Below are 25687 nucleotides of genomic sequence, written 5' to 3' on the forward strand. Positions count from 1 at the left end.
GTGCGATGACCGCCTCGAACGGTACGGACACCACGCACGGCGCTCGGTTCCCGTGGCGCGGACGACTGCTCCGCAAGGGCCCGGGGCCGGCGTCGACGGGCAACGTCGCGAACATCATCACGGTCGTGCGCATCCTGATGGCGCCGCTGTTCTTCGTGCTGCTCCTGACCGACCACGGCGTCGACGGACCGCTGCGGATCTGGGCCGCCGTCGTGTTCGTCGTGGCGATCGTCACCGACAGCGCCGACGGCATCATCGCCCGCCGGCAGAACCTCGTCACCGACTTCGGCAAGCTCGTCGACCCGATCGCCGACAAGGTCCTGATCGGTGGAGCCCTGGTCGCGTTGTCGATCCTGGGTGAGCTGCCCTGGTACGTGACGGTGCTCATCATGGTCCGCGAGATCGGCATCACGGTGTTCCGCTTCGCGGTGCTCTCGGACCGGGTCATCCCGGCGAGCCGCGGCGGCAAGATCAAGACCGTGCTGCAGGCCGTCGCCCTGACCGCTGCGCTCTTCCCGTGGTGGAACCTCGTGGGGGACTGGGCGCACTGGGTGAACGGCATCCTGATGACCGCCGCGTTCCTCGCGACCGTGCTCAGCGGCATCGACTACCTCTGGCAGGCCTGGAAGCACAACCGGACCGCCGCGTGACCGGTGGGGGCGACGCCGCAGCGCTGATCGCCGAGCTGACCGCACGCGGCGAGACCGTCGCGGTCGCGGAGTCCCTCACCGGGGGACTCGTCGTGGCGACCCTCGTGGGGGTGCCCGGCGCGAGTGCGGTCGTCCGCGGCGGCGTCGTGGCCTACGCGACCCCGGTCAAGCACACCGTCCTCGGGGTCTCGGACGCGTTGCTCGCCGCGCACGGAGCAGTCGACCCCCGCGTCGCGGAGCAGATGGCGACCGGCGTACGACGCGCGCTCGCGGTCGACGGCGAGCCGGCGACGTGGGGCATCAGCACGACCGGGGTCGCCGGCCCCGACCAGCAGGACGGCAAGGCGGTCGGCACGGTGTTCGTCGGCATCGCGTCGGCGGACGGTGCGACCGCGTACGAACTGCACCTCGATGGCGACCGCGAGGCAATCCGTCGGGGCACCGTCTCCGAACTCCTGGCACGGATGTCGTCCACGATCCGGGGCCGGGAATAGGTCCCGTTTCCACTGGGTTACATCTCACGCAATCTCCAGCGGTACAGCAGTTGGCATCGCTAGCATGCTGCAACCGGCAACGCTACTGTTGCGGGACCCGAACTCGGCCATCCGGACCGAGCGGGCGCGGAGACGACAGAGAGGAGGAGTTCTCATGGTTCTCGTTCGTCAGGAAATCGGCGACGTTCTGCGGGACTTCCGCTTGCAGAAGGGCCGGACCCTCCGTCAGGTCGCGTCCAAGGCCAGCGTGGCTCTCGGGTACCTCAGCGAGGTCGAGCGCGGGCAGAAGGAGGCCTCCTCGGAGATCCTCGCTTCCGTCGCGGATGCGCTGGACACGCCCATCTCGACCATCATGCGTGAAGTCGGCGACCGCCTCGCGGTGGTCGAGGGGCTCACCCCGGTGCCCGACACGCTCCCGGACGACCTCGTCGCCGAGTTCGACAACGACCTCGCGGTGCGCTGACCCGCACCGCCGCACGACGCCCCCGCCGGTTCGCCGGTGGGGGCGTTCGTGCGTCCAGCGTCGTGCGTCGCATCTAGGCTGGAACGATGCGCGTGAGTGAGTTCTGGCGAGCCGTCGACCAGGTGTTCGGGGATGCCTACGGTGCCGTCGTCAGCCGTGACGTCGTGCTCGAGGAGCTCGGTGGCCGCTCGGCTGCGGACGCCCTCGACGCCGGGATCGACGCGCGCCGGGTGTGGGAGGCGTTGTGCGATTCGCAGGACGTCCCGCTCGACAAGCGGCACGGCAAGGGCCTCGCCGAGCCCCGGGACTGATCCGAAACTCTGTTCGGCGTGTTGCTCGAACGCGTGTTCGATCGGTGGTAGCTTCCTCCACATCGGCGCTGTTCGGAGGATCCGTCCACAGATCGCGCGGCCGGCGGCAGTGATGTCGGTGGCCCGCCCTAGGTTCGGAGTCAACGGGAACAGCCCGAAGCCTTGTCGAAGAAGCACCGGCCCTGCACCACCGGCCGGAACGGACGCGACAGCCTACAGGCGGCCGACACCGAGCACGAAGGAGCAATCCCATGCCATCACCCCAGGACCGCGAGAAGGCCCTCGAGACCGCTCTCGCCCAGATCGACCGCCAGTTCGGCAAGGGCACGGTCATGCGCCTCGGCTCGGACGAGCGCGCCCCCGTCGCCACCATCCCGACCGGCTCCGTCGCACTCGACGTCGCGCTCGGCATCGGGGGACTGCCCCGCGGCCGCATCATCGAGATCTACGGCCCGGAGTCGTCGGGTAAGACCACCCTGACGCTGCACGCGATCGCCAACGCCCAGCGTGCCGGTGGCATCGCGGCGTTCATCGACGCGGAGCACGCACTCGACCCCGAATACGCGAAGAAGCTCGGCGTCGACATCGACGCCCTCCTCGTCTCGCAGCCGGACACCGGTGAGCAGGCGCTCGAGATCGCGGACATGCTGGTCCGCTCCGGCTCGATCGACCTCGTCGTCATCGACTCCGTCGCAGCGCTCGTGCCCCGCGCCGAGATCGAGGGCGAGATGGGTGACTCGCACGTCGGTCTCCAGGCCCGCCTCATGTCGCAGGCCCTCCGCAAGCTGGCCGGTGGGCTCAACCAGACCCAGACCACGATGATCTTCATCAACCAGCTGCGCGAGAAGATCGGTGTGTTCTTCGGCTCGCCGGAGACCACGGCCGGTGGTAAGGCGCTCAAGTTCTACGCGTCGGTCCGACTCGACATCCGTCGCATCGAGACGCTGAAGAGCGGCACCGACGCCGTCGGCAACCGCACCCGCGTCAAGGTCGTGAAGAACAAGATGGCGCCGCCCTTCAAGCAGGCCGAGTTCGACATCCTGTACGGCACGGGCATCTCGCGAGAGGGATCGCTGCTCGACTTCGGTGTCGACCACGGCATCGTGAAGAAGTCGGGTGCCTGGTACACCTACGACGGTGACCAGCTCGGGCAGGGCAAGGAGAACTCCCGGTCCTTCCTGATCCAGAACCCGGAGATCGCCGCCGAGATCGAGGGCAAGATCCTCGCGAAGCTCGGGGTCGGCGGGGCGTCCGTCGAAGCGGTCGAGGCACCGGTCGAGTCGATCGCGCCGAAGCTCGCGGAGCGCAAGGGCGCGTGACGACCGACCACGACGACGACGCGGACCTCGCACCGGTCACCGACCTGTTCGGTGCGCGGTCCCGTCGTCGCCCGAGGCCCACGCCGGACGCCGGTGTCGACACAGACACAGCCAGCGTCACCGACGATGCCGATGCCGATGCCGATGCCGATGCCGACGCCGACGCCGATTCGCCGGTACCGATCCACGGGGCACGGGCGCAGGCCGCCTGGCTGCAACCGGTGGTCGGCGACGGCACCGGACGCAGTGCACGGGCGGAGCAGGACGGCTACGACGACGAGCGCACGGCCGATGCCACCACCGCCTCGGTGTTCGCCATCGACGGCGGCGCGGAGCTCGACCCGGCCGACGTCCCGCGGCCGATCGACGAGCAGCGCGCCGACGCCGAACGGCTCAGCATGCGGGCGCTCGGACGCAAGGGCGTGAGCGAGTCGGAGCTCCGGACGATGCTGACGAAGAACGACCTCGACCCCGAGGTCGTCGAGCACGAGGTCGAGCGGCTGACCCGCGTGGGCCTGCTCGACGACGTCGCCCTGGCGACCGACCTCGTCGACCGGCTGCACGACCGGAAGGGCCTCGGCCGGCAGGGCGTGGTGGCGGAGCTCCGTCGGCGGGGGATCGACCAGACGGCGATCGACGCTGCCCTCGAGGCCGCCGCCGACGACGAGGACGACGAGTTCGTCCGCGCGATCGAGCTGGCGCAGAAGCGCGCCGGTCAGCTCCGCGGACTGGACCGCGCGACGGCCGAGCGTCGGCTCTCCGGCTTCCTGATGCGGAAGGGCTACAACGGCGGCGTGGTCCGCATCGCGGTGGAACGTGCCCTCGACGGTGGCGGCCGACCACCGGCGGGCCCGCGCGGCTCGGTCCGCTTCGAGTAGCGCTCCGACGGTTTTACACTGGGACCACCATGGCCACCGTCGAAGCGCGCCCCCGCACCTACGAAGTCCGCACCTACGGGTGCCAGATGAACGTGCACGACTCCGAACGTCTGAGCGGGTCGCTCCAGGCAGCCGGGTACGTCGCGGCCTCGGACGGCCAGGCGGACGTCGTCGTGATCAACACGTGCGCCGTGCGGGAGAACGCGGACAACCGTCTCTACGGCAACCTCGGGCAGCTCGCGGGCATCAAGCGCGAGCACCCGGGCATGCAGATCGCCGTCGGCGGGTGCCTGGCACAGAAGGACAAGAACGTCATCCTCGAGAAGGCGCCGTGGGTCGACGTCGTGTTCGGGACGCACAACATGGGCTCCCTGCCGACCCTCCTCGAGCGTGCGCGACACAACGACGAGGCGCAGATCGAGATCCTCGAGTCGCTCGACGTCTTCCCGTCCACGCTCCCGACGAAGCGGGACTCCACCCACAGCGGCTGGGTCTCGATCTCCGTCGGGTGCAACAACACCTGCACGTTCTGCATCGTCCCGTCGCTCCGCGGCAAGGAGAAGGACCGCCGTCCCGGTGACGTCCTCGCCGAGATCCAGGCACTGGTCGACGACGGTGCGATCGAGGTCACGCTCCTCGGGCAGAACGTGAACTCGTACGGTGTCGAGTTCGGCGACCGCCAGGCGTTCGGCAAGCTCCTGCGTGCGGCCGGGCAGATCGAGGGGCTCGAGCGGGTCCGGTTCACCAGCCCGCACCCGGCCGCCTTCACGGACGACGTGATCGACGCGATGGCCGAGACCGCCAACGTGATGCCGCAGCTGCACATGCCGCTGCAGTCCGGGTCCGACCGGGTCCTCAAGGCGATGCGCCGGAGCTACCGGAGCGAGCGGTTCCTCGGCATCCTCGACCGCGTCCGCGCGAAGATCCCGCACGCGGCGATCTCCACCGACATCATCGTCGGCTTCCCGGGCGAGACCGAGCAGGACTTCGCGGACACCCTGCGCGTCGTCGAGCAGGCACGCTTCGCATCGGCGTTCACCTTCCAGTACTCGATCCGCCCGGGCACGCCCGCGGCGACGATGGACGACCAGTTGCCGAAGGAGGTCGTGCAGGAACGCTACGAACGCCTCGTCGCACTCCAGGAGCACATCACGGCAGAGGAGAACGCGAAGCAGGTCGGTCGGCGCATCGAGGTGCTCGTCGCCGCCGGTGAGGGCAAGAAGGACGACACCACCCACCGACTCTCCGGCCGTGCCGAGGACTCCCGACTCGTGCACTTCGCCGTGCCGGAGGGCTCGGACGTCCCACGACCCGGTGACGTCGTCACCGTGGAGGTCACCCGCTCGGCACCGCACTTCCTGATCGCCGACAACGACGGGCCGCTGCGGATCCGCCGGACCAGGGCGGGCGACGCCTGGGACCGCGCCCAGGCGGAGAGCTGCGGGGTGCCGACCCCGACCGCGCCGGCCGACGGTCCGCGCGCCGTGTCGCTCGGTCTGCCGACCCTCCGTGTCGGCCGCTGACCCCGCAGCCGGCGACCTGATCGCCGTCGTCGGGGCGACCGGCACCGGCAAGTCCGACCTCGGCATCGCGATCGCCGAGCGACTCCGGGCGTCCGGGCGCGACGCCGAGGTCGTCAACGCCGATGCGATGCAGCTCTACCGCGGCATGGACGTCGGCACCGCGAAGCTCACCGAGGCCGAGCGCCGCGGCATCCCGCACCACCAGCTCGACGTCCTCGACGTCACCGACGAGGCGAGCGTCGCCGCGTACCAGCGTGACGCCCGCGCCGACGTCGCCGCGATCCAGGAACGGGGCGGGGTCGCGGTGCTCGTCGGCGGGAGCGGCCTGTACGTGTCCGCCGTGCTGTTCGACCTCGCGTTCCCCGGGACGGATCCCGAGCTCCGCGCCCGCCTCGAACGCGACCACGACGAGCTCGGACCGGGCATCCTGCTCGAGCGACTGCGGACCCTGGACGCGGCGGCCGCCGCGACGATCGACGCGCGCAACCCACGGCGGTTGATCCGGGCACTCGAGATCGCGAGCCGGTCCGAGGTCGTGACCCCGAGCCTCCCGTCCGCGCCCCGCGCCTGGCGACCCGCGCGGATCCTGCACCTGCACCGTGAACGACAGCAGCTCGTCGCCGGTCTGCACGAGCGCGCAGCGCGGATGTTCGCGGACGGTCTCGTCGACGAGGTGCGGGCGCTCCGCGAGCAGGGCCTCGAACAGGGTCGGACGGCGCGCGCGGCCATCGGGTACTCGCAGGCGCTGGACGTGCTCCGGGGCGACGCCACCGTCGAGCAGGCCGTCGAGGCCACCGGCGTCGCGACGCGCAAGTACGCCCGCCGGCAGGTGTCCTGGTTCCGCCGGTACGCCGACGCCGAGGTGCTCGACGTCACGGGAGCCGACCGGACCGAGCTCGCCGCCGTGGCCCGTAGGATCGTCCCGTGACCGAGCTGCACTTCACCAAGGGCCAGGGGACCGGCAACGACTTCGTCCTGTTCGCCGACCCCGACGCCACGGTCGACCTGACCCCCGACCGGATCCGTGCGATCGCGGACCGTCGGTTCGGCGTGGGCGGCGACGGGGTGATCCGTGCCGTGCGGTCGGAGTCGCTGCCCGAGGGGCGGACGCTCCTGGCGATCGACCCCGCAGCGACCTGGTTCATGGATTACCACAACGCCGACGGCTCGGTCGCCGAGATGTGCGGCAACGGCATCCGGGTGTTCGCCCGGTACCTCACCGAGTCCGGGCTCGTCGACCTGGAGCCTGGGGAGACCCTGACCGTCGGCAGTCGCAAGGGCCTCGTCGACGTGCAACGCACCACGAACGGGTTCTCCGCCGACCTCGGTCGCTGGGGCCTCGGGATCGAGGGCGGTGGCGCGGACGACGTCCTCGTCCGCGCGAAGAACCTCGACGGCGCCCGACCCGGCATCGGCATCGACGTCGGCAACCCGCACGTGGTCGTGGCCGTGGCGACCGAGGACGAACTGGCCGACCTGGACCTGACGTACGTCCCCGTGCTCGACCCGCTGCCGGCCGCCGGCGCGAACGTCGAGTTCGTCCTCCCCGGCGACCCGCTCGTCAAGGACGGCGTCGGCGAGATCACGATGCGCGTGCACGAGCGTGGCAGCGGCGAGACGCTGTCGTGCGGCACCGGTGCGGTCGCGGCCGCGCTGGCGACCCGCTACTGGGCGGGCAACGGCGCGCCGGACACGTGGCGGGTGCGCGTCCCCGGCGGTGTCGTGACGGTGCGGATGTTCGCGGCGGAGGACGGTGAGCACGTCGCGCTCTCCGGTCCGGCGGAGCTCGTCTTCTCGGGTGACCTGACGGTCTGAGTCGGTACGGGCCCTGGCCTGGAGGCGCGGCTCGCGTCACCGGCGTCGGTGCGGCGAGAGGTGCCTCCAGTCCGTCCGCCGTGGGTCGTGCTCGGCCGCGCGGCCGAAGCACGGTCCCGACGTCGGACCGTCCGGGTCGGCTGGCGCGACGTCGGAACCGTGATTCGACGGGCGGTGCTGCGCCCGCGCGGCGCGGGTGCCGTGCGCGGCGTGCGCCGCGGGCCTACTCCGCGGCGCGGTGCACTCGGAGTACGCGGAAGCCCTTGGCCGTCGACGCCCGCGAGACGTGGAAGCCCGCGTCGAGGGTGTCGTGCAACCAGCGCTGCAGCGAATCGCCGCCGAGGTCCTTCGCGACGACGAGCCACGCGTCGCCGCCGACCTCGAGCCGGGGGAGCCACGTCAGCAGGATCTGGTGCAGCTCGTCCTTGCCGACGCGGATCGGCGGGTTCGACCAGATGGTCCGGAACCGCAGGCCGGCGGGGACGTCGTCCGGCGTGGTCACGGTCACGTTGTCCGCTCCCGCGGCAGCGGCGTTCGCGCGGGCCAGCCCGAGGACGCGTTCGTTGACGTCGACGCCCCAGACCTCGGCCCCGGGGGACTCCAGCGCCATCGTGATCGCGATCGGCCCCCACCCGCAGCCGACGTCGAGCAGGGCGCCGTCCGGCGCGGGCGGCGGCACGGAGCCGAGCAGCACACGGGTGCCGCGATCGAGCCCGTCGGGGCTGAAGACCCCCGCCGCGGTGGTCAGCGTGAGCGGCCGGTCGGCGAGGGTGACGTGGATCTGGCGTTCGCGGCTGTCCGACGACGGGTTCGCGGAGAAGTAGTGGTCGTTCGCCATGGATGAACCGTACCGGGAACCCCGTGTGTCCCGGGCGCGGCGGAGGTACCCTGTGGAGAAGATGACGGACACGACGAACCACGACGCAGTGACCAACGACGACAGCGCAGCCGGTGTCGTCGAGCGGGTCCTGCGCAACGCCGAATCACGAGCCTCCTCCGCGGTGTTCGCACCGGCACAGGCCATCCAGACCAGATCCGTCGACGCCCAGGGATGGTCGGGCGACGGCGACCAGTACGACCGTGAGGACCGCGCGGCGCTGCGCCGGGTCGCGGGCCTCTCCACCGAGCTCGAGGACGTCACCGAGGTCGAGTACCGGCAGCTCCGGCTCGAGCAGGTCGTCCTGATCGGGGTGTACCCGCACGGTGACGCCGCCGACGCCGAGAACTCGCTCCGCGAACTCGCGGCACTCGCCGAGACCGCGGGTGCCGTGGTGCTCGACGGACTCCTGCAGCGCCGGCCGAACCCGGACCCGTCGACCTACCTCGGCAAGGGCAAGGCGGAGGAACTCGCGATGGTCGTCAAGGCCACCGGGGCGGACACCGTGATCGCCGACACCGAGCTCGCACCGTCCCAGCGCCGCGCCCTGGAGGACGTGGTCAAGGTCAAGGTGATCGACCGCACGGCCGTGATCCTCGACATCTTCAGCCAGCACGCCAAGAGCCGCGAGGGCAAGGCCCAGGTCGAACTCGCCCAGCTCGAGTACCTCCTCCCGCGTCTGCGTGGGTGGGGTGAGTCGATGTCCCGGCAGGCCGGTGGCCAGGTCTCGGGCGGTGCCGGCATGGGCTCCCGTGGTCCCGGTGAGACGAAGATCGAGCTCGATCGACGTCGCATCCACACCCGGATGTCGAAGCTCCGTCGGCAGATCGCCGGCTTCCGCCCCGCGCGTGAGGCCAAGCGGGCCGACCGACACCGCAACGACGTCCCGAGCGTCGCGATCGCGGGCTACACGAACGCGGGCAAGTCGTCGCTGCTGAACCGGCTGACGAGCGCGGGTGTGCTCGTGCAGAACCAGCTGTTCGCCACGCTGGACGCCACGGTGCGCCGGACCGAGAGCGCGAAGGGACGCGAGTTCACCTTCGTCGACACGGTCGGCTTCGTGCGGAACCTGCCGCACCAGCTCGTCGAGGCGTTCCGGTCGACGCTCGAGGAGGTCGGCGAGGCCGACGTCATCGTGCACGTCGTCGACGGCTCGCACCCGGACCCGGCGGCACAGCTGGCGACCGTGCGCGAGGTCATCGGTGACGTCGGTGCCCGCGAGATCCCGGAGATCGTCGCGTTCAACAAGGCGGACCTGATCGACGAGTCGCAGCGGCTCGTGCTGGTCGGCCTGGTGCCGGACGCCGTGTTCGTCTCCGCCCGCACCGGTGAGGGCATCCAGGACCTGCTCGAGGCGATCGAGTCCCGCCTGCCGGAACCCGACGTCTCCCTGACCGTGGTGATCCCCTACGACCGGGGCGACCTGGTGTCGTCCCTGCACGACGCCGGAGCGGTGGAGTCCGTCGACTACGTCGAGGACGGCACCCGCCTGGACGTGCGGGTGTTCCAGCGGCAGGTCTCCGAGCTCGACCCGTTCGTGGTCGCGCCCGTCGCCACCGCGTAGGGGCCTGGAGGCACGGCTCGGCTCCGTCCCGCCGCGCTCGGCCCGCAGTGTGCGAGCTCCCGCGCATCGTGCGAGCCCGTGTGCGTCGCACGGTGCGTGGAACCTCGCACACTGGGAACGCCCCCTCGCACGGTGCGAGGGGGCGTTCCGGCGTCGGTACCGATGTCGGCGTCGGCGCCGGTCCGGGTCAGAGGGAGCGGAGGACCGCCACGACCTTGCCGAGCACCGTCGCGGCGTCGCCGAGGATCGGCTCGAACGCGCTGTTGCGGGGGAGCAGCCACGTGTGGCCGTCACGCTGTCGGAAGACCTTGACGGTGGCCTCCTCGTCGAGCATCGCGGCGACGACGTCACCGTTCTCGGCGGTCTGCTGCGACCGGACGACGACCCAGTCGCCGTCGCAGATCGCGGCGTCGATCATCGACTCGCCGACGACCTTGAGCATGAAGAGGTCGCCCGTCCCGACGAGCTGACGGGGGAGCGGCACGATCTCGTCGACGTGCTGTTCGGCGGTGATCGGCACACCGGCGGCGATGCGGCCGACGAGTGGGACCAGGGTGGTGGCGTCGACGTCGGGGCCTTCGGCATCCGGGGTCGGTTCGTCGACCAGGACCTCGAGCGCACGCGGGCGGTTCGGGTCGCGCCGGATCCAGCCGCCGAGCTCGAGCTGCCCGAGCTGGTGCGAGACGCTGGACAGTGAGGAGAGCCCGGCGGCGTCGCCGATCTCACGCATGCTCGGCGGGTAGCCCCGGCTGGCGATCGACGCGCGGATCGCGTCGAGGATCGCCTGCTGCTTCGCCGTCAGCGGCTTCTGGACCCGCAGTTCGTCCGCCACGTCGTCTCGCCCTTCGTCGGTGCTGGGACGGTGCCCGCGGGAATGTCGGTGGTCCCCGTTTGACTTGTCCCAGTCGATCGAAACAGTATCCGACCGGTCCGCGCCGGACAAACACCTGTTCGAGCGTGTCGGCAGAAATCTCCCCAGAAATCCCCGCACAGGACTTGTGCGACCTCGCATTCGAAACTATGTTCGGTACACGACTTCGGTTCACCCGAACGGGAAGGCAAGAACGACATGAGCACCATCGCCATCGCTGACATCCAGCGCCCCACGGCGCCCGCCGTGCGTACGCGCCTGCGTCTCACGCGTCGCGGACGGATCGTCATCACGACGCTCGCCGCGATCCCGCTGCTCCTGGCCGTCGCGTTCGCCGTGCTGAACGGTGGGCAGGCGTCCGCGGGCAACACCCAGGCCAACGTCCACTTCGACACCGTCACCATCCAGCCGGGCGAGACGCTCTGGCAGCTGGCGGAGGAGACCGCACCGAACGCGGACCCGCGCGACTTCGTGCAGGACGTCATCAGCCTCAACGCGCTCGACGGCTCCGGGCTGCAGGCCGGCGAGCAGATCGCGATCCCCGCCAAGTACACCGGCACGAACTAGGCGTTCGCTTCGCACCGGGGGCTGCGCACCGTCCGGACGGCCGGTCTCCGCACCGGCGGCGCGGCCTACGATGGATCGGTGGCATTCACGCTCGAAGACCTCCCGATCCGCGACGACCTGCGCGGGCAGAGCCCGTACGGCGCCCCGCAGAAGCACGTGCGCGTGCAACTCAACGTCAACGAGAACACGCATCCGGTCCCGGCCGACGTGGCAGAGGACATCGTCGAGTCGATCCGGCACGCGCTGACCACCGTCAACCGCTACCCCGATCGGGAGTTCACCGAGTTGCGTCAGTCCCTCGCGGACTACCTCCAGCAGGGCCTCGGCACGGACCAGGTGCTCAATGCCGACCAGATCTGGGCGGCGAACGGTTCGAACGAGGTGCTGCAGCAGCTGCTCCAGGCGTTCGGCGGCCCGGGGCGGACCGTGCTCGGGTTCCCGCCCACCTACTCGATGCACTCGATCCTCGCGTCGGGCACCGGGACGACCTGGATCTCCGCGCAGCGCGACGACGAGTTCCGCATCTCGCCGGAGACGGTCGTCGCGGCGATCCGGGAGCACCAGCCGGACATCGTGTTCCTCTGCGGCCCGAACAACCCGACGGGCACGCCGCTGCCGATCGAGACCATCGAGGCCGCCTACGCCGCGACCGACGGCATCGTGATGGTCGACGAGGCCTACGCGGAGTTCATGCCGGCCGACCGACCGAGCGCCCTCACGCTGCTGCCCGGCCGGGAGCGCCTCGTCGTGTCCCGCACCATGAGCAAGGCCTTCGCGTTCGCCGGTGCCCGCGTCGGCTACATGGCCGCGCACCCCGCCGTGATCGACGCGATCCGCCTCGTCCGCCTGCCGTACCACCTCTCCGCACTCACCCAGGCGGCCGCGGTCGCGGCACTCCGGCACGCGCCGGAGATGCTCGCCATGGTGGACGACATCAAGCAGCAGCGCGACCGGATGGTCACGGAGCTCCGGGCGATGGGCTACCGCACCTACGAGACGTGGTCGAACTTCGTCCTGTTCGGCGGCGTCGCCGATCCGCACGCCGCGTTCGAGGCGTTGCTCGAGCAGGACGTGATCGTCCGCGACCTCGGCATCCCCGGCCACCTCCGGGTGAGCGCGGGCACCGAGGAGGAGACCACCGCGTTCCTCGACGCGATGCGCCGCGTCGCCGCCGACCAGCCGCCGGTTAGGGTTGCAGCATGACCGCGCGCACCGCCACGATCAGCCGGAGCACGAGCGAATCGAGCATCGAACTCGCGCTCGACCTCGACGGCACCGGGACGTCCGACATCTCGACGAGCGTGCCGTTCTTCGACCACATGCTGACCGCGTTCAGCAAGCACTCGCTGATCGACCTCCGGGTGCGCTCGACGGGCGACACCGACATCGACGTGCACCACACGGTGGAGGACACCGGGATCGTGCTCGGGCAGGCACTCAAGCAGGCCCTCGGCGACCGCTCGGGCATCGGCCGCTACGGCGACGCGCTGGTGCCCCTCGACGAGGCGCTGGCCCAGGCCGTGGTCGACGTGTCCGGCCGGCCGTTCCTCGTGCACTCCGGCGAGCCCGCGGGGTTCGAGTTCCACCGGATCGGCGGGCACTTCACCGGCTCGATGGTCCGCCACGTCCTCGAGGCGATCTCCTTCAACGCGGGCATCACCGTGCACGTCCGCGTGCTCGGCGGCCGCGACCCGCACCACATCGCCGAGGCGGAGTTCAAGGCGTTCGCCCGGGCGATGCGCAAGGCCGTCGAGCTCGACGCACGGGTCGACGGCATCCCCTCCACCAAGGGTGCGCTGTGACGGACGGCGCGCGGCCGAACGTCGTCGTCCTCGACTACGGCTCCGGCAACGTGCACTCGGCGGCGAAGGCCCTCGAACGAGCCGGGGCCGACGTCACGCTGACCGCGGACAAGCAGGCGGCGCTCCGGGCAGACGGGCTGCTCGTGCCCGGTGTCGGTGCGTTCGCCGCGGTGATCGACCAGCTCGAGAGCGTCCGCGGCGGCGAGATCGTCGACCACCGGCTCGCGGGCGGTCGTCCGGTGCTCGGCATCTGCGTCGGGATGCAGGTCCTGTTCTCGCGGGGCATCGAGCGCGGCGCCGACGTCGACGGGCTCGGGCAGTGGCCGGGCACGGTCGAGGAGATCCAGGCCGAGGTCCTCCCGCACATGGGGTGGAACACGGTCGAGGCGCCGGAGGACTCGGTGCTGTTCGACGGCCTCCACGACGAGCGCTTCTACTTCGTGCACTCGTACGGGGTCACCGACTTCCCGCTCGAGGCCTACGGGCCGTTCCGAGCACCCCGCCTGACGTGGGCCGAGCACGGGCAGCGGTTCGTCGCCGCGGTCGAGAACGGCCCGCTCACCGCCACGCAGTTCCACCCGGAGAAGTCGGGGGAGCCGGGCATCCGGCTGCTCCGGAACTGGGTGCAGTCGCTCTGACGGCACCGCGCCACCGCGGACCGCGCGGGGCGGACCGGCACCGCGCCTCCCGGCAGTCACCACCGCAACGAAGACAGGACCATGACCGACCTCATCGCCACCCCGCCCCTCGTCCTGCTGCCCGCCGTGGACGTCGTCGACGGCCAGGCAGTCCGGCTCACCCAGGGTGAGGCCGGCAGCGAGACCTCGTACGGCGACCCGGTGTCGGCGGCCCGCACCTGGCGCGAGCAGGGCGCCGAGTGGATCCACCTCGTCGACCTCGACGCGGCGTTCGGACGCGGCGACAACCGGAAGGTGATCGCACGGGCCATCAAGGAGGTCGAGGGCGTCGACGTCGAGCTCTCCGGCGGCATCCGTGACGACGCATCACTCGAGGCGGCGTTGGCGACGGGTGCCGCGCGCGTGAACCTCGGCACGGCCGCGCTGGAGAACCCCGAGTGGGCGGCCCGCGTGATCCGGACGTACGGGGAGCAGATCGCGGTGGGCCTCGACGTCCGTGGCACGACCCTCGCCAGCCGGGGCTGGACGGAGGACGCCGGTGACCTCTGGGAGGTCCTGGACCGGCTCGAGGAAGCGGGCTGCGCGCGCTACGTCGTGACCGACGTGACGAAGGACGGCACGCTCCAGGGCCCGAACGTCGACCTGCTCCGCGAGGTCTGCGACCGCACCGACCAGCCGGTCGTGGCGTCCGGCGGCATCTCGACGCTCGACGACCTCCGGGCGCTGCGCGACCTGGTGCCGCACGGGCTGGAGGGCGCGATCATCGGCAAGGCGCTCTACTCGGGGGCGTTCACGCTCCCAGCCGCCCTCGACATCGCCTCGGAGTAGCCGCGTGGCGGGGATCTCGAACGGCCGCGGCACCGGTCCGGACGCCGGGTCGGATCAGGCGCACCCGGACGGCGCACACCCGGACGGCGCACACCCGGACGACGCGCACACCCCCGGCGGCGCCGCGGACTCGGCGGGCTTCGCGTGGGCCGGCCGGACGTTCGATCAGCACGACACGACCTTCGACGACGACGACGGCCTGGCAGACCCGGCGGTCGTCGCGGCGATCGCAGCGCTCCCGGACGGCGGCTCGCAACGCGACGTGGCCGACGCCCTCCGCACTGCCCGGCTGCTCATCCCGCTCGTGGCCGAGGCAGGCGACGTCGGGCACACCGACGCCGGGAAGCTCGTCGACAAGACCCAGGAGCTCGCGATCGTCACGGTCGCCGGACCCGACGGGCGCAGCGTGATGCCGGCGTTCACGTCGGTCGAGGCGATGCGGGCGTGGGACGCCGACGCCCGCCCGGTGCCGGTCGAGTCCCGCCGAGTCGCGATGGCCGCGGCGAGCGAGGAGACCCAGCTCGTCGTCCTCGACCCGACCGCACCGACCGAGTTCGTGCTCCGTCGCCCGGCGGTCTGGGCGATCGGACAGGACATCCCGTGGACCCCGTGCTTCGAGGACCCGGAGGTCGCGCAGGCGTTCGCGGACTCCGTGGTCGGCGAGCCCGCGCTGGCACGTGTCGAGCTGGCGCCGGGCGACCCGCTCGGCCGGTTCGCCGGGGCGGAGCTGACGGTGGGGCTGGCGCTGCACCCCGGGCTGGACCATGCGCAGGTGCAGGAGCTGGTGGGGCGGCTGCAGCAGCGTTGGACGGCGGACGCCGTGATCGCGGAACGCGTGGACAGCATGCGGGTGGCGCTGCGCCCGGCGTGATCCGCGCCTCCCGTCCGGCGGGCGGCCCTCGGACGCGACCTGCTCCGCCGCACGGCGGTGCGGCCCGGAACCTCGCGACGCCGCCGGTACGATGGCGGGGTGAGCACGAACCCGACGACCAGCCCCGGAACCGGTGAGACCACCTACGGTCCGACCGGACGGCCCGTCCGGCAGTTCGCGGTGCCCGAGGAGCTCGACGGCCACGGTCCCGCTCGCATCATCGCCCTGTGCAACCAGAAGGGCGGCGTCGGCAAGACCACGACGTCGATCAACCTCGGTGCCGCGCTCGCGGAGTACGGCCGCAAGGTGCTCGCCGTCGACTTCGACCCGCAGGGTGCGCTGTCCGCGGGCCTCGGGGTGCGGACCCACGACATCCCCACCGTCTACGACCTGCTGATGGGGTCGATCAAGGACCCGAACCAGGTCATCCAGCCGACGAACACGCCGTACCTCGACGTCATCCCGGCGAACATCGACCTGTCCGCGGCCGAGGTGCACCTCGTCAACGAGGTCGCGCGCGAGCAGATCCTCGCGAGCGTGCTGCGGAAGGTCGCGAACGACTACGACGTGATCCTCGTCGACTGCCAGCCGTCCCTCGGGCTGCTCACCGTGAACGCGCTCACCGCGGCGCACGGCGTGCTCATCCCGCTCGAGTGCGAGTTCTTCGCCCTGCGCGGCGTGGCCCTGCTCATCGAGACGATCGACAAGGTCCGGGACCGCCTGAACCCGGCGCTGCAGCTCGACGGGATCCTCGCGACGATGTACGACTCGCGGACCCTGCACTCCCGCGAGGTCATGGAGCGCGTCGTCGACACCTTCGACGACCGCGTGCTCGACACCGTGATCGGCCGCACCGTGAAGTTCCCGGACGCCACCGTCTCCGCGCGACCGATCACGCAGACCGCTCCGGACCACGCCGCAGCCCACGCGTACCGGCAGCTCGCCAGGGAGCTCGTCGAGCGTGGCGCCGTCGCCTGAGACCGACCCCGACGGCTCCGTCACCACGCCCGCACCCGGCTTCCGGGTGCGGCTGCGGAACTTCGACGGGCCGTTCGACCTGCTCCTGTCGCTCATCACGAAGCACGAGCTCGACATCACCGAGGTGTCGCTCGGCGCGGTGACGGGGGAGTTCATCGAGTACGTGCGGCAGGCGGAGACCGAGGACGAACTCGACGAGGCCAGCGAGTTCCTCGTCGTCGCCGCGACCCTGCTCGACCTGAAGATCGCCGGGCTGCTGCCGCAGGGCGAGCTCGTCGACGCCGAGGACGTCGCCCTCCTCGAAGCCCGCGACCTGCTGTTCGCCCGACTGCTGCAGTACCGCGCGTTCAAGCAGGCCGCCGACTGGTTCGGGTCGCGGTGGCAGACCGAGTCGCGCCGGCACGTGCGGAGCGTCCGGCTCGAGGAGCGATTCCGCGCCCGCACGCCGGAACTCGTCTGGACCCTGTCGGTGCAGGACTTCGCCGCGCTGGCCACCCTGGCGTTCGCGCCGCGGGAGATCCCGACCGTCGGGCTCGACCACCTGCACGCCCCACTCGTCAGCATCCGGGAGCAAGCCGCGATCGTCGTGTCGATCCTCCGGACCCGGGCCGACGAGGACGTCTCGTTCCGCGAACTGGTCGCCGGCGTCTCGGAGGCGGGTATCGTGGTGGCTCGCTTCCTCGCGATCCTGGAGCTGTACCGGAACGCGTCCATCTCGTTCGAACAGTTCGAACCGCTCGGGGAGCTGACGCTGCGGTGGACCGCCGAGGACTGGTCCGACGAGAGCCTCGCCAACCTGGGAGCCGACTATGACGGATGACGTGCACGACGCGTCGAGCGCCGAACCCGGTGGCGCGGACGAGATCGCCGACGCCCGTGCCGTCGAGCAGGAGCTGCGCGCGGCGCAGACGGTGCCGGCGCGCCCGGACATCCCCGTCGACCGGCAGCTCGAGGCCATCCTGATGATCGCCGACGAGCCGCAGTCGCTCGTGTCGCTCGGTGCCGCCGTGGGTGCTCCCGTCCCCGTCGTCCGGCAGGCGATCGAGCGCCTCGTCGCGGACTTCGACGGCGTCGACGGCACGATCCGCCGCGGCTTCGAGCTCCGTGAGGTCGGCGGCGGCTGGCGCTTCTACGTCCGTGCCGACCTCGACGACGTCGTCGAGCAGTTCGTCGAGGCCGAGCGCCCCTCCCGGCTGTCCCAGGCGGCGCTCGAGACCCTCGCGGTCGTCGCGTACAAGCAGCCGATCACCCGCTCGCAGATCGCCGCGATCCGCGCCGTGAACGTCGACGGGGTCGTGCGGACCCTCGTCGCCCGAGGACTCATCGAGGAGTCGTTCACGGACGCCGAGACCGGCGCCATCAACTACGTCACGTCCGACCTGCTCCTGCAGCAGCTCGGCATCAACTCGCTCGACGAGCTGCCGCTCATCTCGCCCCTCCTGGACGACGGTGCCGACGGCTTCGGGCAGAACGAAGGGATCCCCGATGGCCGCGTATGAGGAAGAACGACGAGGCGGCCCACGAGGCGGCGCAGGTCGCCAGGACGGCGGTCGCCGGGACGGCGCAGGCCGTCGGGACGGCGGTGACCGTCCTGGAGGCTCGTTCCGCGACCGTGACGCCGGCTCCGGTCGGTCGGGTGGCCGGTCCGACGGCGCCGGGCGCGACGAGCGTGGCGGGTACCGGGGTCATGACGAGCGTCCGGCGTCCGGTGGGTACCGGGGTCGTGAGGACCGTCCGGCGTCCGGTGGGTACCGGGGTCGTGAGGACCGTCCGGCGTCCGGTGGGTACCGGGGTCGTGAGGACCGTCCGGCGTCCGGTGGGTACCGGGGTCGCGACGAGCGTCCGGCGTCCGGCGGGTACCGCGGTCGTGACGAGCGTCCGGCGTCCGGTGGGTACCGGGGTCGCGACGACCGCCCGGCGTCCGGTGGCGGGTACCGCGGTCGCGACGACCGCGCCGGGTCCGGCCAGCGTCGGGACGACCGCGGCGGCGACCGTGGCCGGTTCGTCGGCCGTGACGACGACCGCCGTGGCGGCGACCGCGGCGGGTACGTCCGCCGCGAGGACGACCGTGGTGGGTACCGCGGCCGTGACGACCGTCCGGCGTCCAGCGGCCACCGCGGCCGTGACGACCGCGCTGGTTCCGGCCGGCGTGACGACGACCGTGGTGGGTACCGCGGGCGCGACGACCGTCCTGCGGCCGGTGGGTACCGCGGGCGTGACGAGCGTCCGGCGTCCGGCGGGTACCGCGGTCGCGACGACCGTTCCAACGCGCCGCGCCGCGACGACGACCGTCGTGACGATCGCCGGCGCGACCCCGCCCGCGAGGACCGCCGCGCCCCCGACGGCCGCCCGAGCACGGTGTGGCACAACGGCCGCCGCTACGTCGGCGGCACCACGACGGCGCGCAACGGCGACCGTCCCCGGAACGCCGGCCCGCGCGGCACCGACCGCCGCACCACCCCGCGGCCCGAGGGCGCGCGCGACCAGCAGGGGCAGCCGCTCGAGGGCACGCCCGAGCGCCCGATCATCCCGGACTGGGACGCTGCGGACGGGACGGCGTCCGCCGGAGCCGCACCGGGCCTCCAGGCAGAAGGTGAGCGCCTGCAGAAGGTGATCGCCGCTGCGGGCGTGGCGTCCCGCCGGGTCGCGGAGAACCTGATCGTCGAGGGCCGCGTGACGGTCAACGGCGAGGTCGTCGACGCGCTCGGCCGTCGTGTCGACGCCGAGACGGACCAGATCGCCGTCGACGGCGTGCCGGTGCAGATCGACACCTCGCGACGGTACGTGCTGCTGAACAAGCCGACCGGCATGGTGTCGAGCCTGCAGGACGAGCGCGGTCGCCGCGACCTGTCCGAGTACGTGGACCGGTACGAGGAGCGCCTCTTCAACGTCGGGCGACTCGACACCGAGACGTCGGGCCTCCTCGTGCTGACCAACGACGGCGACCTCGCGCACGTGCTCGCGCACCCGTCGTTCGGGGTGACGAAGACGTACATCGCGAAGGTCCGCGGCAACGTCAACCCCGGCACGGTGCAGCGGCTGCTCGACGGGGTGGAGCTCGAGGACGGACGGATCGCCGCCGACAAGGTGCGGCTGCTCGAGTCCTCGCGCGGCGAGTCGCTCGTCGAGATCACGCTGCACTCCGGTCGGAACCGCATCGTCCGCCGCATGCTGGACGCGGTCGACCACCCGGTGCTCGAACTCGTCCGGCGCTCGTTCGGGCCGCTGCACCTCGGTGCGCTGCCGATCGGCAAGACCCGGGAGCTCTCGAGCGTCGAGCTCGGCAAGCTCCTCCGCATCGCCCGTGAGGCGAAGGGTCCGGCACAGGGCGACGACGACGCGGAGTCCTCGGACTGACGCATCGGTAGGCTTGCCCGGTGACCGACGCCCGCACCCCGCACGACGCCCCGGAGATCGACCGGCGTCTGCGTGGACCCGTGCGGATCGTCGGTGCCGGGCTGCTCGGTGCGTCGATCGGCCTGGCGCTGCGCGAGAAGGGCGTCGACGTCGTCCTCGACGACGTCTCACCCGCCGCGCTGGCGCTCGCCGTGGACTACGGCGCCGGTCGTCACCCCGCGGTGGGCGACGCCCCGGAGCTGATCGTGGTGGCCGTCCCGCCGGACGTCGTCGCGACCGTCGTCGAGCGCGAGCTCGCGGCGTACCCGGACGCCGTCGTGACGGACGTCGCGAGCGTGAAGTCCGGCCCGCTGGCGAGCCTCCGGGCTGCCGGGGCGGACGTCGCTCGGTACATCGGGTCGCACCCGATGGCCGGACGGGAGCGCAGCGGTCCCACCGCCGCGCGTGCCGACCTGTTCCTCGGGCAGCCGTGGGTGATCGCCGGCCACGACGACATCTCCTACCAGCGTGCCGCCGTGGTCGAGGACCTGGCGCTCGACGTCGGCGCCACGGTCGTCCCGATGGACCCGGAGTCGCACGACCTCGCCGTCGCGTACGTCTCGCACACGCCGCAGCTCGTGTCGACGCTCATGGCCGCCCGGCTCCGGGACGCGCCCGCGGGCGCACTCGGCCTCGCCGGCGGGGGCGTCCGCGACGTCACACGCATCGCTGCGAGCGACCCGGGCCTGTGGGTGCAGATCATCGGCGCGAACGCGGCGCGCATCCGGCCGGTGCTCGCGGACCTCCGCGACGACCTCGACCGCGTCCTCGTCGCGCTCGACGACCCGACCGGCTCCGGGGCACCGCGGGCCATCGCCGAGACCATCGCCGCGGGCAACCGCGGTGTCGAACGGCTGCCGGGCAAGCACGGCACCACCAAGCGCTTCGCCCAGGTGGTCGTCCTCGTCGACGACACCCCCGGGCAGATCGCCGCGCTCCTCACGTTCATCGGGGAGATCGGCATCAACCTCGAGGACATGCGCCTCGAGCACTCACCGGGCGCGCAGATCGGCATCGTCGAGGTGTCGGTCGTGCCCGAGCAGGAACAGCGACTCGTCGAGGAACTCGAGGGGCGCGGATGGAGGATCGCAGCAGCATGGGCCTGAACGAAACGCACGCAGCCGCCGAGTCCGGGGTGACCGGCGGTCCGGACGGCCCCGACACCGGGCTGCCCACACCCGAGGCCCAGCCCGGCCCGCTCGGCGGCGGTGACATCGCCGGTGGACCCGACGGTCAGGGCGGGGGCGAACCGGGCTCCACGAGCGCACCGATCCCGGCCGGGCTGCCGAACGGCGCGTTCGTCGCGAAGTTCGTGATCGCCGTCGACGGACCGGCGGGCAGCGGCAAGTCGAGCGTGTCCCGGGCCGCGGCCCGCGCGCTCGGGTTCGGCTACCAGGACACCGGTGCCGCCTACCGCGCGCTGGCGTGGCACGCGCTCCAGGGGCAGGTCGACCTCGACGACGCCGCAGCGGTCCTGGCGAGCTGGGACACCTTCGACTACGCGATCGGCACCGACCCCGACGCCTACTTCGTCCGGGTCAACGGCACCGACGTCACCGACGCGATCCGCACGCCTGAGGTCACCGGCGCGGTGGCCCACATCGCGAAGTTGCCCGAGGTCCGCCAGCGGCTCGTGCAGCTGTTCCGGAACGTGATGCGGAAGGCCGAGGGCCGGGGCATCATCACCGAGGGTCGGGACATCACGACGGTCGTCGCACCTGACGCCGACGTGCGCATCCTGCTGACCGCCGACGAGTCCGTTAGAATGGCCCGGCGCTCGGCTGAGGTCACGACCCAGTCGGCCGCCGAGACCTCCGCCGCACTCGCTCGTCGCGACGCGGCGGACGCGAAGGTCGTCGACTTCATGAACGCCGCCGACGGCGTCACGACGCTCGACTCCACCGACCTCGACTTCGACCAGACCGTGCAAGCGGTCGTCGACCTGGCCCGCGCGGCCGGGCACTGACCACCAGGGCCCCGCGCGGCCACGCACTGACAACACGCGACCGAAGGGTCGCCGGCAAGGACACCCACATGGCGCAGCTGGACAACCCCGAACGAGACGACTTCCCCGAGTACGACGACGCGCTCGGCGAGCGTCTCGCCGGCCTCGACGAGGCCGAGGCCGAGCAGCGGGCGACCGCGCTCCGCGCCGGGCTCGAGGACTACGAGCTCGACGAGGAGGACGTCGCCCTGCTCGAGGCCGGGCAGCTCGGCGAGGACGGCATCACCTACCTGCCGGCGTACCCGGTGCTCGCGATCGTCGGTCGTCCGAACGTCGGCAAGTCGGCGCTCGTCAACCGCATCCTCGGTCGGCGCGAGGCCGTCGTGCAGGACGTCCCCGGCGTCACTCGCGACCGCGTCTCGTACAAGGCGGAGTGGAACGACAAGCGGTTCACCCTCGTCGACACCGGCGGGTGGGAGCCCGACGCCCAGGGCATCAACGCCTCCGTCGCCGCACAGGCCGAGGTCGCGATCGACCTCGCCGACGCCGTGCTCTTCGTCGTCGACGTCACGGTCGGCATCACCGCCACCGACGAGCACGTCGTCAAGATGCTCCGCGGCACCGACCGTCCGGTCATCGTGGTCGCGAACAAGTCCGACGACGACCGCCGTGACCTCGACGCCTACGAGCTGTGGAACCTCGGGCTGGGGGAGCCGCACCCGGTGTCGGCCCTGCACGGCCGCGGCGTCGCGGACCTGCTCGACCTCATCATCGCGACGTTGCCCGACACCTCGGCGGTCGCCAAGCAGGAGGTCGGCGGGCCCCGGCGCGTCGCGATCCTCGGCCGTCCGAACGTCGGCAAGAGCTCGCTGCTCAACAAGGCGGCGGGCGAAGAGCGCGTCGTCGTGAACGAACTGTCCGGCACCACGCGCGACCCCGTCGACGAGCAGGTCGAGCTCGGCGGCAAGGTCTGGCGCTTCGTCGACACCGCGGGCATCCGGAAGCGCGTGCACCTGCAGCAGGGCGCCGACTTCTACGCCTCGCTGCGCACCACCGCGGCGCTCGAGAAGGCCGAGGTCGCCGTGGTCGTCCTCGACGTCACCGAGCCGATCTCCGTGCAGGACCTCCGCATCATCGACCTGGTGCTCGAGTCCGGTCGTGCCCTCGTGCTCGCCTACAACAAGTGGGACCTCCTCGACGACGACCGTCGCCGCTACCTCGAGCGCGAGATCGAGCAGGACCTCGCCCACGTGGCGTGGGCTCCGCGCGTGAACATGTCGGCCCGCACCGGACGGCACCTCGAGAAGCTCGTGCCGGCCCTCGAGACCGCGCTCGAGTCGTGGGACACCCGCATCCCGACCGGCAAGGTCAACGCCTTCATCGCCGAGCTCGTGCAGGAGCACCCGCACCCCGTCCGCGGCGGCAAGCAGCCCCGCATCCTGTTCGGGACGCAGGCGTCGAGCCAGCCGCCGACGTTCGTGCTCTTCACCACGGGGTTCCTCGACCCGCAGTACCGACGGTTCATCACCCGTCGTCTCCGCGAGGTCTGGGGCTTCGCGGGCACGCCGATCAACGTCAACATGCGGGTGCGCGAGCGCCGCAAGCGCTAGGACCGACATGGCGGGCGCGAGGAGACGGTGGCTGGTCGCGCTCCTTGCGCTGCTCGCCGTCGTCCTGCTCGGGGCCGCCTGGTACACGACGCAGGCCGAACGCGGTCTCGACGCCCGCGAGACCGCGGTCTCCTCGGCGCCCGAGCCCACGCAGGGCGGCGGTGGGGTCGCACCGGCGCCGTCGAACGTGCTCGGGGCCCCGATCGCGGTACCGGAGACCGACCCGGACGACGGTCTCGACGGCTCGCCCATCGCTCCCTGGTGGCGTCGGGTGCCGCCCGTCGCCGGTGAACTCGTCCCGCTCAACGGCTCGGCGTCCGGGCACGTCCGGATCACGACGAACGGCGACCACCTCCTGATCACGATCGCGGACCTGCGGGTGGCGTCCGGCCACCCGGTCTCGTCCGTCCGAGTGCTCCTGTCCGAGGGCGACGTCGTCGGCAGGCCCGTGGCGTACTGGTCGGCGCACGAGGAGGACGACAAGGACCTCGGGGTGGTACCGGCGGACGTCGGCACGATCACCTTCGACCTCCAGTCGCCCCGGGGCCTGCCGGAGGAGGTCCGCTCCCTCGTCGTGATCGACGCGGACGCGGACGACGTGCTCGGCGGTGCCGCCCTGCTCCCCACCGACTGACCCGCCGCCGGTCGACGGTCCGCCGCGCTGGCTGGCTCGCGCTGGCTGGCTCGCGCTGGGCGGCCGGGTGCAGTGCGCCCCGGATCGGACACCGCGCCCCGGTGCACCCGGGCGCAGTGTCCGTTGCGGGGCGCGATGGCTCGCGGAGCGGGCGCAGTGTTCGTTGCGGGGCGCGATGGCTCGCGGAGCGGGCGCAGTGTCCGTTGCGGGGCGCGATGGCTCGCGGAGCGGGGCGCGATGCCTGCCGGAGCCGGCGCGGTGCCCGCCTGGCGCAGGCCGCGCTGCGGATGCGGCACCATGGAGACGTGACGCAGCAGAACGCCGGGATCGGTGCCCTCGCCGACAGCCTGTGGTGCCGTCTGCACCTCGACCGCGTGGCCGGCGGGCGCCAGGCGGGCTACGTGATCCGCGAGGACATGCTCGACCACCCCGAGACGGTCCGCTCGTTCCGGTGGATCCGGTGGCTGCTCGTCGCGGAGACGATCGTCGGACTCACCGCGATCGTGGTCGCCGTGCTGCTCACCAACGCCGGGCAGACCGTGCAGTGGGCCGTGTGGTTCCGAGCGACGGTCGTGCTGCTCATCACCTTGACGCTCTACGTGTTCGCGTGGCGGGCACAGCTCGGTTACTACTGGGCGTACCAGCGGCTGCGGTTGTTCAGCCGGATCTTCCCGATCGTGACGCTGGTGATCGCAGCGATCCCCGGGCTCTACCCGTTCTGGATGGTGATCGAGCAGATCGTCTTCTCGCTGCTGATGATCGGCATCGGGGACGTGCTCACGACGGATCACATGCGGGCGACGTTCCCGAAGCCCGCGAAGCAGTAGGCGCGGGCGCCGCGAGGCTCCCGAGCAGCGCCAACGCCCGGGCCGAGGGCGACCCCGGCTCAGCGTGGTGCACCACGAGCAGTTGCCCGTCCGTCCCGCCGACGGCGAGCTTCTCGCGGCGGAGTTCGAGGTCACCGACCTCCGGGTGCCACATCCGCACCGAGCCACCCGCCAGCGGTCGGACGTCGTGCCGTGCCCAGAGCCGACGGAAGTCCTCGCTGCCCAGGGAGAGCTCGCCGACCAGGGTGGTGATCGCCGGGTCCTGGACGTCGGTGCCGATCGACGACCGGAACGAGGCGACCATACCGCCCATCTGCGCCTCCCAGTCCGGGTACCGTTCCTGCTCCGCACGGTCGAGGAACATCGTGCGGAGCCGGTTCTCGCCGGCACGCATCCCCGGTGAGAGTGCGGTCGCGAGGGTGTTCGCGGCGAGGACGTCGAACGCGCGGTTCTCGACGAAGGCCGGCAAGCCGATGACGTCGATCAGCTGCAGGGTCCCGGTCGGTACCCGTTCGAGCCGGAGCCGCGGAGCCGTCCGTCGCCGGTCGCCCGTCGTGTCGGCGAGGCCGCGCAGGTACGCCGCCGCCGTCGCGTCCAGCCCGAACACCCGCGCGACGGCGTCGAGGACCTGCGCGGACGGGTTGCGGTCCCGTCCCTGCTCGAGCCGGAGGTAGTAGTCGGCGCTGATGCCGGCGAGGGTCGCGACCTCCTCACGCCGCAGACCCGGTGTCCGACGGACCCCGGTCACGCGAAGGCCTGCGTCCTCGGGCCGGACGAGCTCGCGCCGTGCCCGCAGGTACTCGCCCAACGTGTTGTCGCTCACACC

General features: G+C 71.8%; 29 protein-coding genes. 25 read left to right on the top strand and 4 right to left on the bottom strand.

Features of this window, described 5'->3' with window-relative positions:
* Window positions 1–5 precede the first annotated feature (5 nt).
* The 9 genes from pgsA to dapF all read left to right on the top strand — a co-directional run bounded on the left by pgsA (window position 6) and on the right by dapF (window position 7453).
* A complete protein-coding gene (pgsA, locus tag ACRQ4B_RS08580; RefSeq protein WP_439694273.1) occupies window positions 6–650 on the top strand; it encodes a CDP-diacylglycerol--glycerol-3-phosphate 3-phosphatidyltransferase in 645 nt (214 codons plus the stop codon).
* Entirely contained in the window at window positions 647–1144 is a 498-nt protein-coding gene (locus ACRQ4B_RS08585) for a CinA family protein (RefSeq protein WP_439694274.1), read from the top strand. The genes pgsA and ACRQ4B_RS08585 overlap by 4 nt, the downstream gene beginning before the upstream one ends.
* A gap of 154 nt (window positions 1145–1298) precedes the next feature.
* Window positions 1299–1607, top strand: a complete 309-nt coding sequence (locus ACRQ4B_RS08590; RefSeq protein ID WP_058742950.1) for a helix-turn-helix domain-containing protein — start codon at window positions 1299–1301, stop codon at window positions 1605–1607.
* Between the two features lie 86 nt (window positions 1608–1693).
* Complete coding sequence (locus tag ACRQ4B_RS08595; protein WP_071293810.1) at window positions 1694–1918, top strand: DUF3046 domain-containing protein; 225 nt, start codon at window positions 1694–1696, stop codon at window positions 1916–1918.
* Window positions 1919–2169: 251 nt separating this feature from the next.
* A complete protein-coding gene (recA, locus tag ACRQ4B_RS08600; RefSeq protein ID WP_439694275.1) occupies window positions 2170–3237 on the top strand; it encodes a recombinase RecA in 1068 nt (355 codons plus the stop codon).
* Window positions 3234–4115 carry a regulatory protein RecX gene (locus ACRQ4B_RS08605; protein ID WP_439694276.1) on the top strand — a complete coding sequence of 294 codons (882 nt, stop codon included), beginning with the start codon at window positions 3234–3236 and terminating at the stop codon, window positions 4113–4115. The genes recA and ACRQ4B_RS08605 overlap by 4 nt, the downstream gene beginning before the upstream one ends.
* A gap of 29 nt (window positions 4116–4144) precedes the next feature.
* Window positions 4145–5638: a tRNA (N6-isopentenyl adenosine(37)-C2)-methylthiotransferase MiaB gene (miaB, locus tag ACRQ4B_RS08610; RefSeq protein ID WP_439694277.1), complete on the top strand. Its 1494-nt coding sequence runs from the start codon at window positions 4145–4147 to the stop codon at window positions 5636–5638.
* On the top strand, window positions 5625–6566 hold the full coding sequence (miaA, locus tag ACRQ4B_RS08615; RefSeq protein WP_439694278.1) for a tRNA (adenosine(37)-N6)-dimethylallyltransferase MiaA: 942 nt from the start codon (window positions 5625–5627) through the stop codon (window positions 6564–6566). The genes miaB and miaA overlap by 14 nt, the downstream gene beginning before the upstream one ends.
* Window positions 6563–7453 (top strand): diaminopimelate epimerase, encoded by an 891-nt coding sequence (gene dapF / locus ACRQ4B_RS08620; RefSeq protein ID WP_439694279.1) that lies wholly within the window; start codon window positions 6563–6565, stop codon window positions 7451–7453. The genes miaA and dapF overlap by 4 nt, the downstream gene beginning before the upstream one ends.
* 223 nt (window positions 7454–7676) lie before the next feature.
* On the opposite strand, the gene ACRQ4B_RS08625 is transcribed toward dapF, so the two are convergent.
* A complete protein-coding gene (locus ACRQ4B_RS08625; RefSeq protein ID WP_439694280.1) occupies window positions 7677–8291 on the bottom strand; it encodes a class I SAM-dependent methyltransferase in 615 nt (204 codons plus the stop codon).
* Between the two features lie 61 nt (window positions 8292–8352).
* Here ACRQ4B_RS08625 and hflX point away from each other — a divergent pair, with 61 nt between their 5' ends.
* A complete protein-coding gene (gene hflX / locus ACRQ4B_RS08630) occupies window positions 8353–9894 on the top strand; it encodes a GTPase HflX (RefSeq protein WP_439694281.1) in 1542 nt (513 codons plus the stop codon).
* A 187-nt stretch (window positions 9895–10081) separates the two neighbouring features.
* Here hflX and lexA read toward each other — a convergent pair whose 3' ends face one another.
* A complete protein-coding gene (gene lexA / locus ACRQ4B_RS08635; RefSeq protein WP_439694282.1) occupies window positions 10082–10726 on the bottom strand; it encodes a transcriptional repressor LexA in 645 nt (214 codons plus the stop codon).
* Window positions 10727–10963: 237 nt separating this feature from the next.
* On the opposite strand from lexA, the gene ACRQ4B_RS08640 reads away from it, so the two are divergent.
* The 9 genes from ACRQ4B_RS08640 to scpB all read left to right on the top strand — a co-directional run bounded on the left by ACRQ4B_RS08640 (window position 10964) and on the right by scpB (window position 17948).
* Window positions 10964–11332: a LysM peptidoglycan-binding domain-containing protein gene (locus tag ACRQ4B_RS08640; RefSeq protein ID WP_439694283.1), complete on the top strand. Its 369-nt coding sequence runs from the start codon at window positions 10964–10966 to the stop codon at window positions 11330–11332.
* 78 nt (window positions 11333–11410) lie between these two features.
* Window positions 11411–12535, top strand: coding sequence for a histidinol-phosphate transaminase (locus ACRQ4B_RS08645; protein ID WP_439694284.1), 1125 nt, complete (start codon window positions 11411–11413; stop codon window positions 12533–12535).
* Window positions 12532–13134, top strand: coding sequence for an imidazoleglycerol-phosphate dehydratase HisB (hisB, locus tag ACRQ4B_RS08650; RefSeq protein WP_439694285.1), 603 nt, complete (start codon window positions 12532–12534; stop codon window positions 13132–13134). Before ACRQ4B_RS08645 ends, hisB begins: the two co-directional genes overlap by 4 nt.
* Entirely contained in the window at window positions 13131–13772 is a 642-nt protein-coding gene (gene hisH / locus ACRQ4B_RS08655; RefSeq protein ID WP_439694286.1) for an imidazole glycerol phosphate synthase subunit HisH, read from the top strand. Before hisB ends, hisH begins: the two co-directional genes overlap by 4 nt.
* Before the next feature lie 81 nt (window positions 13773–13853).
* Window positions 13854–14600: a bifunctional 1-(5-phosphoribosyl)-5-((5-phosphoribosylamino)methylideneamino)imidazole-4-carboxamide isomerase/phosphoribosylanthranilate isomerase PriA gene (gene priA, locus ACRQ4B_RS08660; RefSeq protein WP_439694287.1), complete on the top strand. Its 747-nt coding sequence runs from the start codon at window positions 13854–13856 to the stop codon at window positions 14598–14600.
* A 4-nt stretch (window positions 14601–14604) separates the two neighbouring features.
* Complete coding sequence (locus ACRQ4B_RS08665) at window positions 14605–15471, top strand: SseB family protein (RefSeq protein WP_439694288.1); 867 nt, start codon at window positions 14605–14607, stop codon at window positions 15469–15471.
* 99 nt (window positions 15472–15570) lie between these two features.
* On the top strand, window positions 15571–16449 hold the full coding sequence (locus tag ACRQ4B_RS08670) for a ParA family protein (RefSeq protein WP_439694289.1): 879 nt from the start codon (window positions 15571–15573) through the stop codon (window positions 16447–16449).
* Window positions 16433–17269 carry a segregation and condensation protein A gene (locus ACRQ4B_RS08675; protein ID WP_439694290.1) on the top strand — a complete coding sequence of 279 codons (837 nt, stop codon included), beginning with the start codon at window positions 16433–16435 and terminating at the stop codon, window positions 17267–17269. The genes ACRQ4B_RS08670 and ACRQ4B_RS08675 overlap by 17 nt, the downstream gene beginning before the upstream one ends.
* The gene (gene scpB, locus ACRQ4B_RS08680; protein ID WP_439694291.1) at window positions 17259–17948 is read left to right on the top strand and encodes an SMC-Scp complex subunit ScpB; all 690 of its coding nucleotides are present in this window, start codon (window positions 17259–17261) and stop codon (window positions 17946–17948) included. Before ACRQ4B_RS08675 ends, scpB begins: the two co-directional genes overlap by 11 nt.
* Here scpB and ACRQ4B_RS08685 read toward each other — a convergent pair.
* On the bottom strand, window positions 17875–18816 hold the full coding sequence (locus tag ACRQ4B_RS08685; RefSeq protein ID WP_439694292.1) for a hypothetical protein: 942 nt from the start codon (window positions 18814–18816) through the stop codon (window positions 17875–17877). The two genes, scpB and ACRQ4B_RS08685, sit on opposite strands and share 74 nt — an antisense overlap.
* Before the next feature lie 234 nt (window positions 18817–19050).
* Here ACRQ4B_RS08685 and ACRQ4B_RS08690 point away from each other — a divergent pair, with 234 nt between their 5' ends.
* From ACRQ4B_RS08690 to ACRQ4B_RS08715, 6 genes are all read left to right on the top strand, one after another.
* Complete coding sequence (locus ACRQ4B_RS08690; protein WP_439694372.1) at window positions 19051–19806, top strand: pseudouridine synthase; 756 nt, start codon at window positions 19051–19053, stop codon at window positions 19804–19806.
* A 20-nt stretch (window positions 19807–19826) separates the two neighbouring features.
* Window positions 19827–20951 carry a prephenate dehydrogenase gene (locus ACRQ4B_RS08695; protein WP_439694293.1) on the top strand — a complete coding sequence of 375 codons (1125 nt, stop codon included), beginning with the start codon at window positions 19827–19829 and terminating at the stop codon, window positions 20949–20951.
* A 176-nt stretch (window positions 20952–21127) separates the two neighbouring features.
* Window positions 21128–21811 (top strand): (d)CMP kinase, encoded by a 684-nt coding sequence (gene cmk, locus ACRQ4B_RS08700; RefSeq protein ID WP_439694373.1) that lies wholly within the window; start codon window positions 21128–21130, stop codon window positions 21809–21811.
* A 68-nt stretch (window positions 21812–21879) separates the two neighbouring features.
* Window positions 21880–23400: a ribosome biogenesis GTPase Der gene (der, locus tag ACRQ4B_RS08705; RefSeq protein WP_439694294.1), complete on the top strand. Its 1521-nt coding sequence runs from the start codon at window positions 21880–21882 to the stop codon at window positions 23398–23400.
* Window positions 23401–23407: 7 nt separating this feature from the next.
* Window positions 23408–24034 carry a hypothetical protein gene (locus ACRQ4B_RS08710; protein WP_439694295.1) on the top strand — a complete coding sequence of 209 codons (627 nt, stop codon included), beginning with the start codon at window positions 23408–23410 and terminating at the stop codon, window positions 24032–24034.
* Between the two features lie 305 nt (window positions 24035–24339).
* On the top strand, window positions 24340–24861 hold the full coding sequence (locus ACRQ4B_RS08715; protein WP_439694296.1) for a hypothetical protein: 522 nt from the start codon (window positions 24340–24342) through the stop codon (window positions 24859–24861).
* Here the strand turns inward: ACRQ4B_RS08715 and ACRQ4B_RS08720 are convergent.
* Window positions 24812–25684 carry a helix-turn-helix domain-containing protein gene (locus ACRQ4B_RS08720; protein WP_439694297.1) on the bottom strand — a complete coding sequence of 291 codons (873 nt, stop codon included), beginning with the start codon at window positions 25682–25684 and terminating at the stop codon, window positions 24812–24814. The two genes, ACRQ4B_RS08715 and ACRQ4B_RS08720, sit on opposite strands and share 50 nt — an antisense overlap.
* Window positions 25685–25687 lie beyond the last annotated feature (3 nt).

Origin of the sequence: Curtobacterium sp. SP.BCo (genome assembly GCF_051903265.1) — a bacterium.
Taxonomy (GTDB): domain Bacteria; phylum Actinomycetota; class Actinomycetes; order Actinomycetales; family Microbacteriaceae; genus Curtobacterium.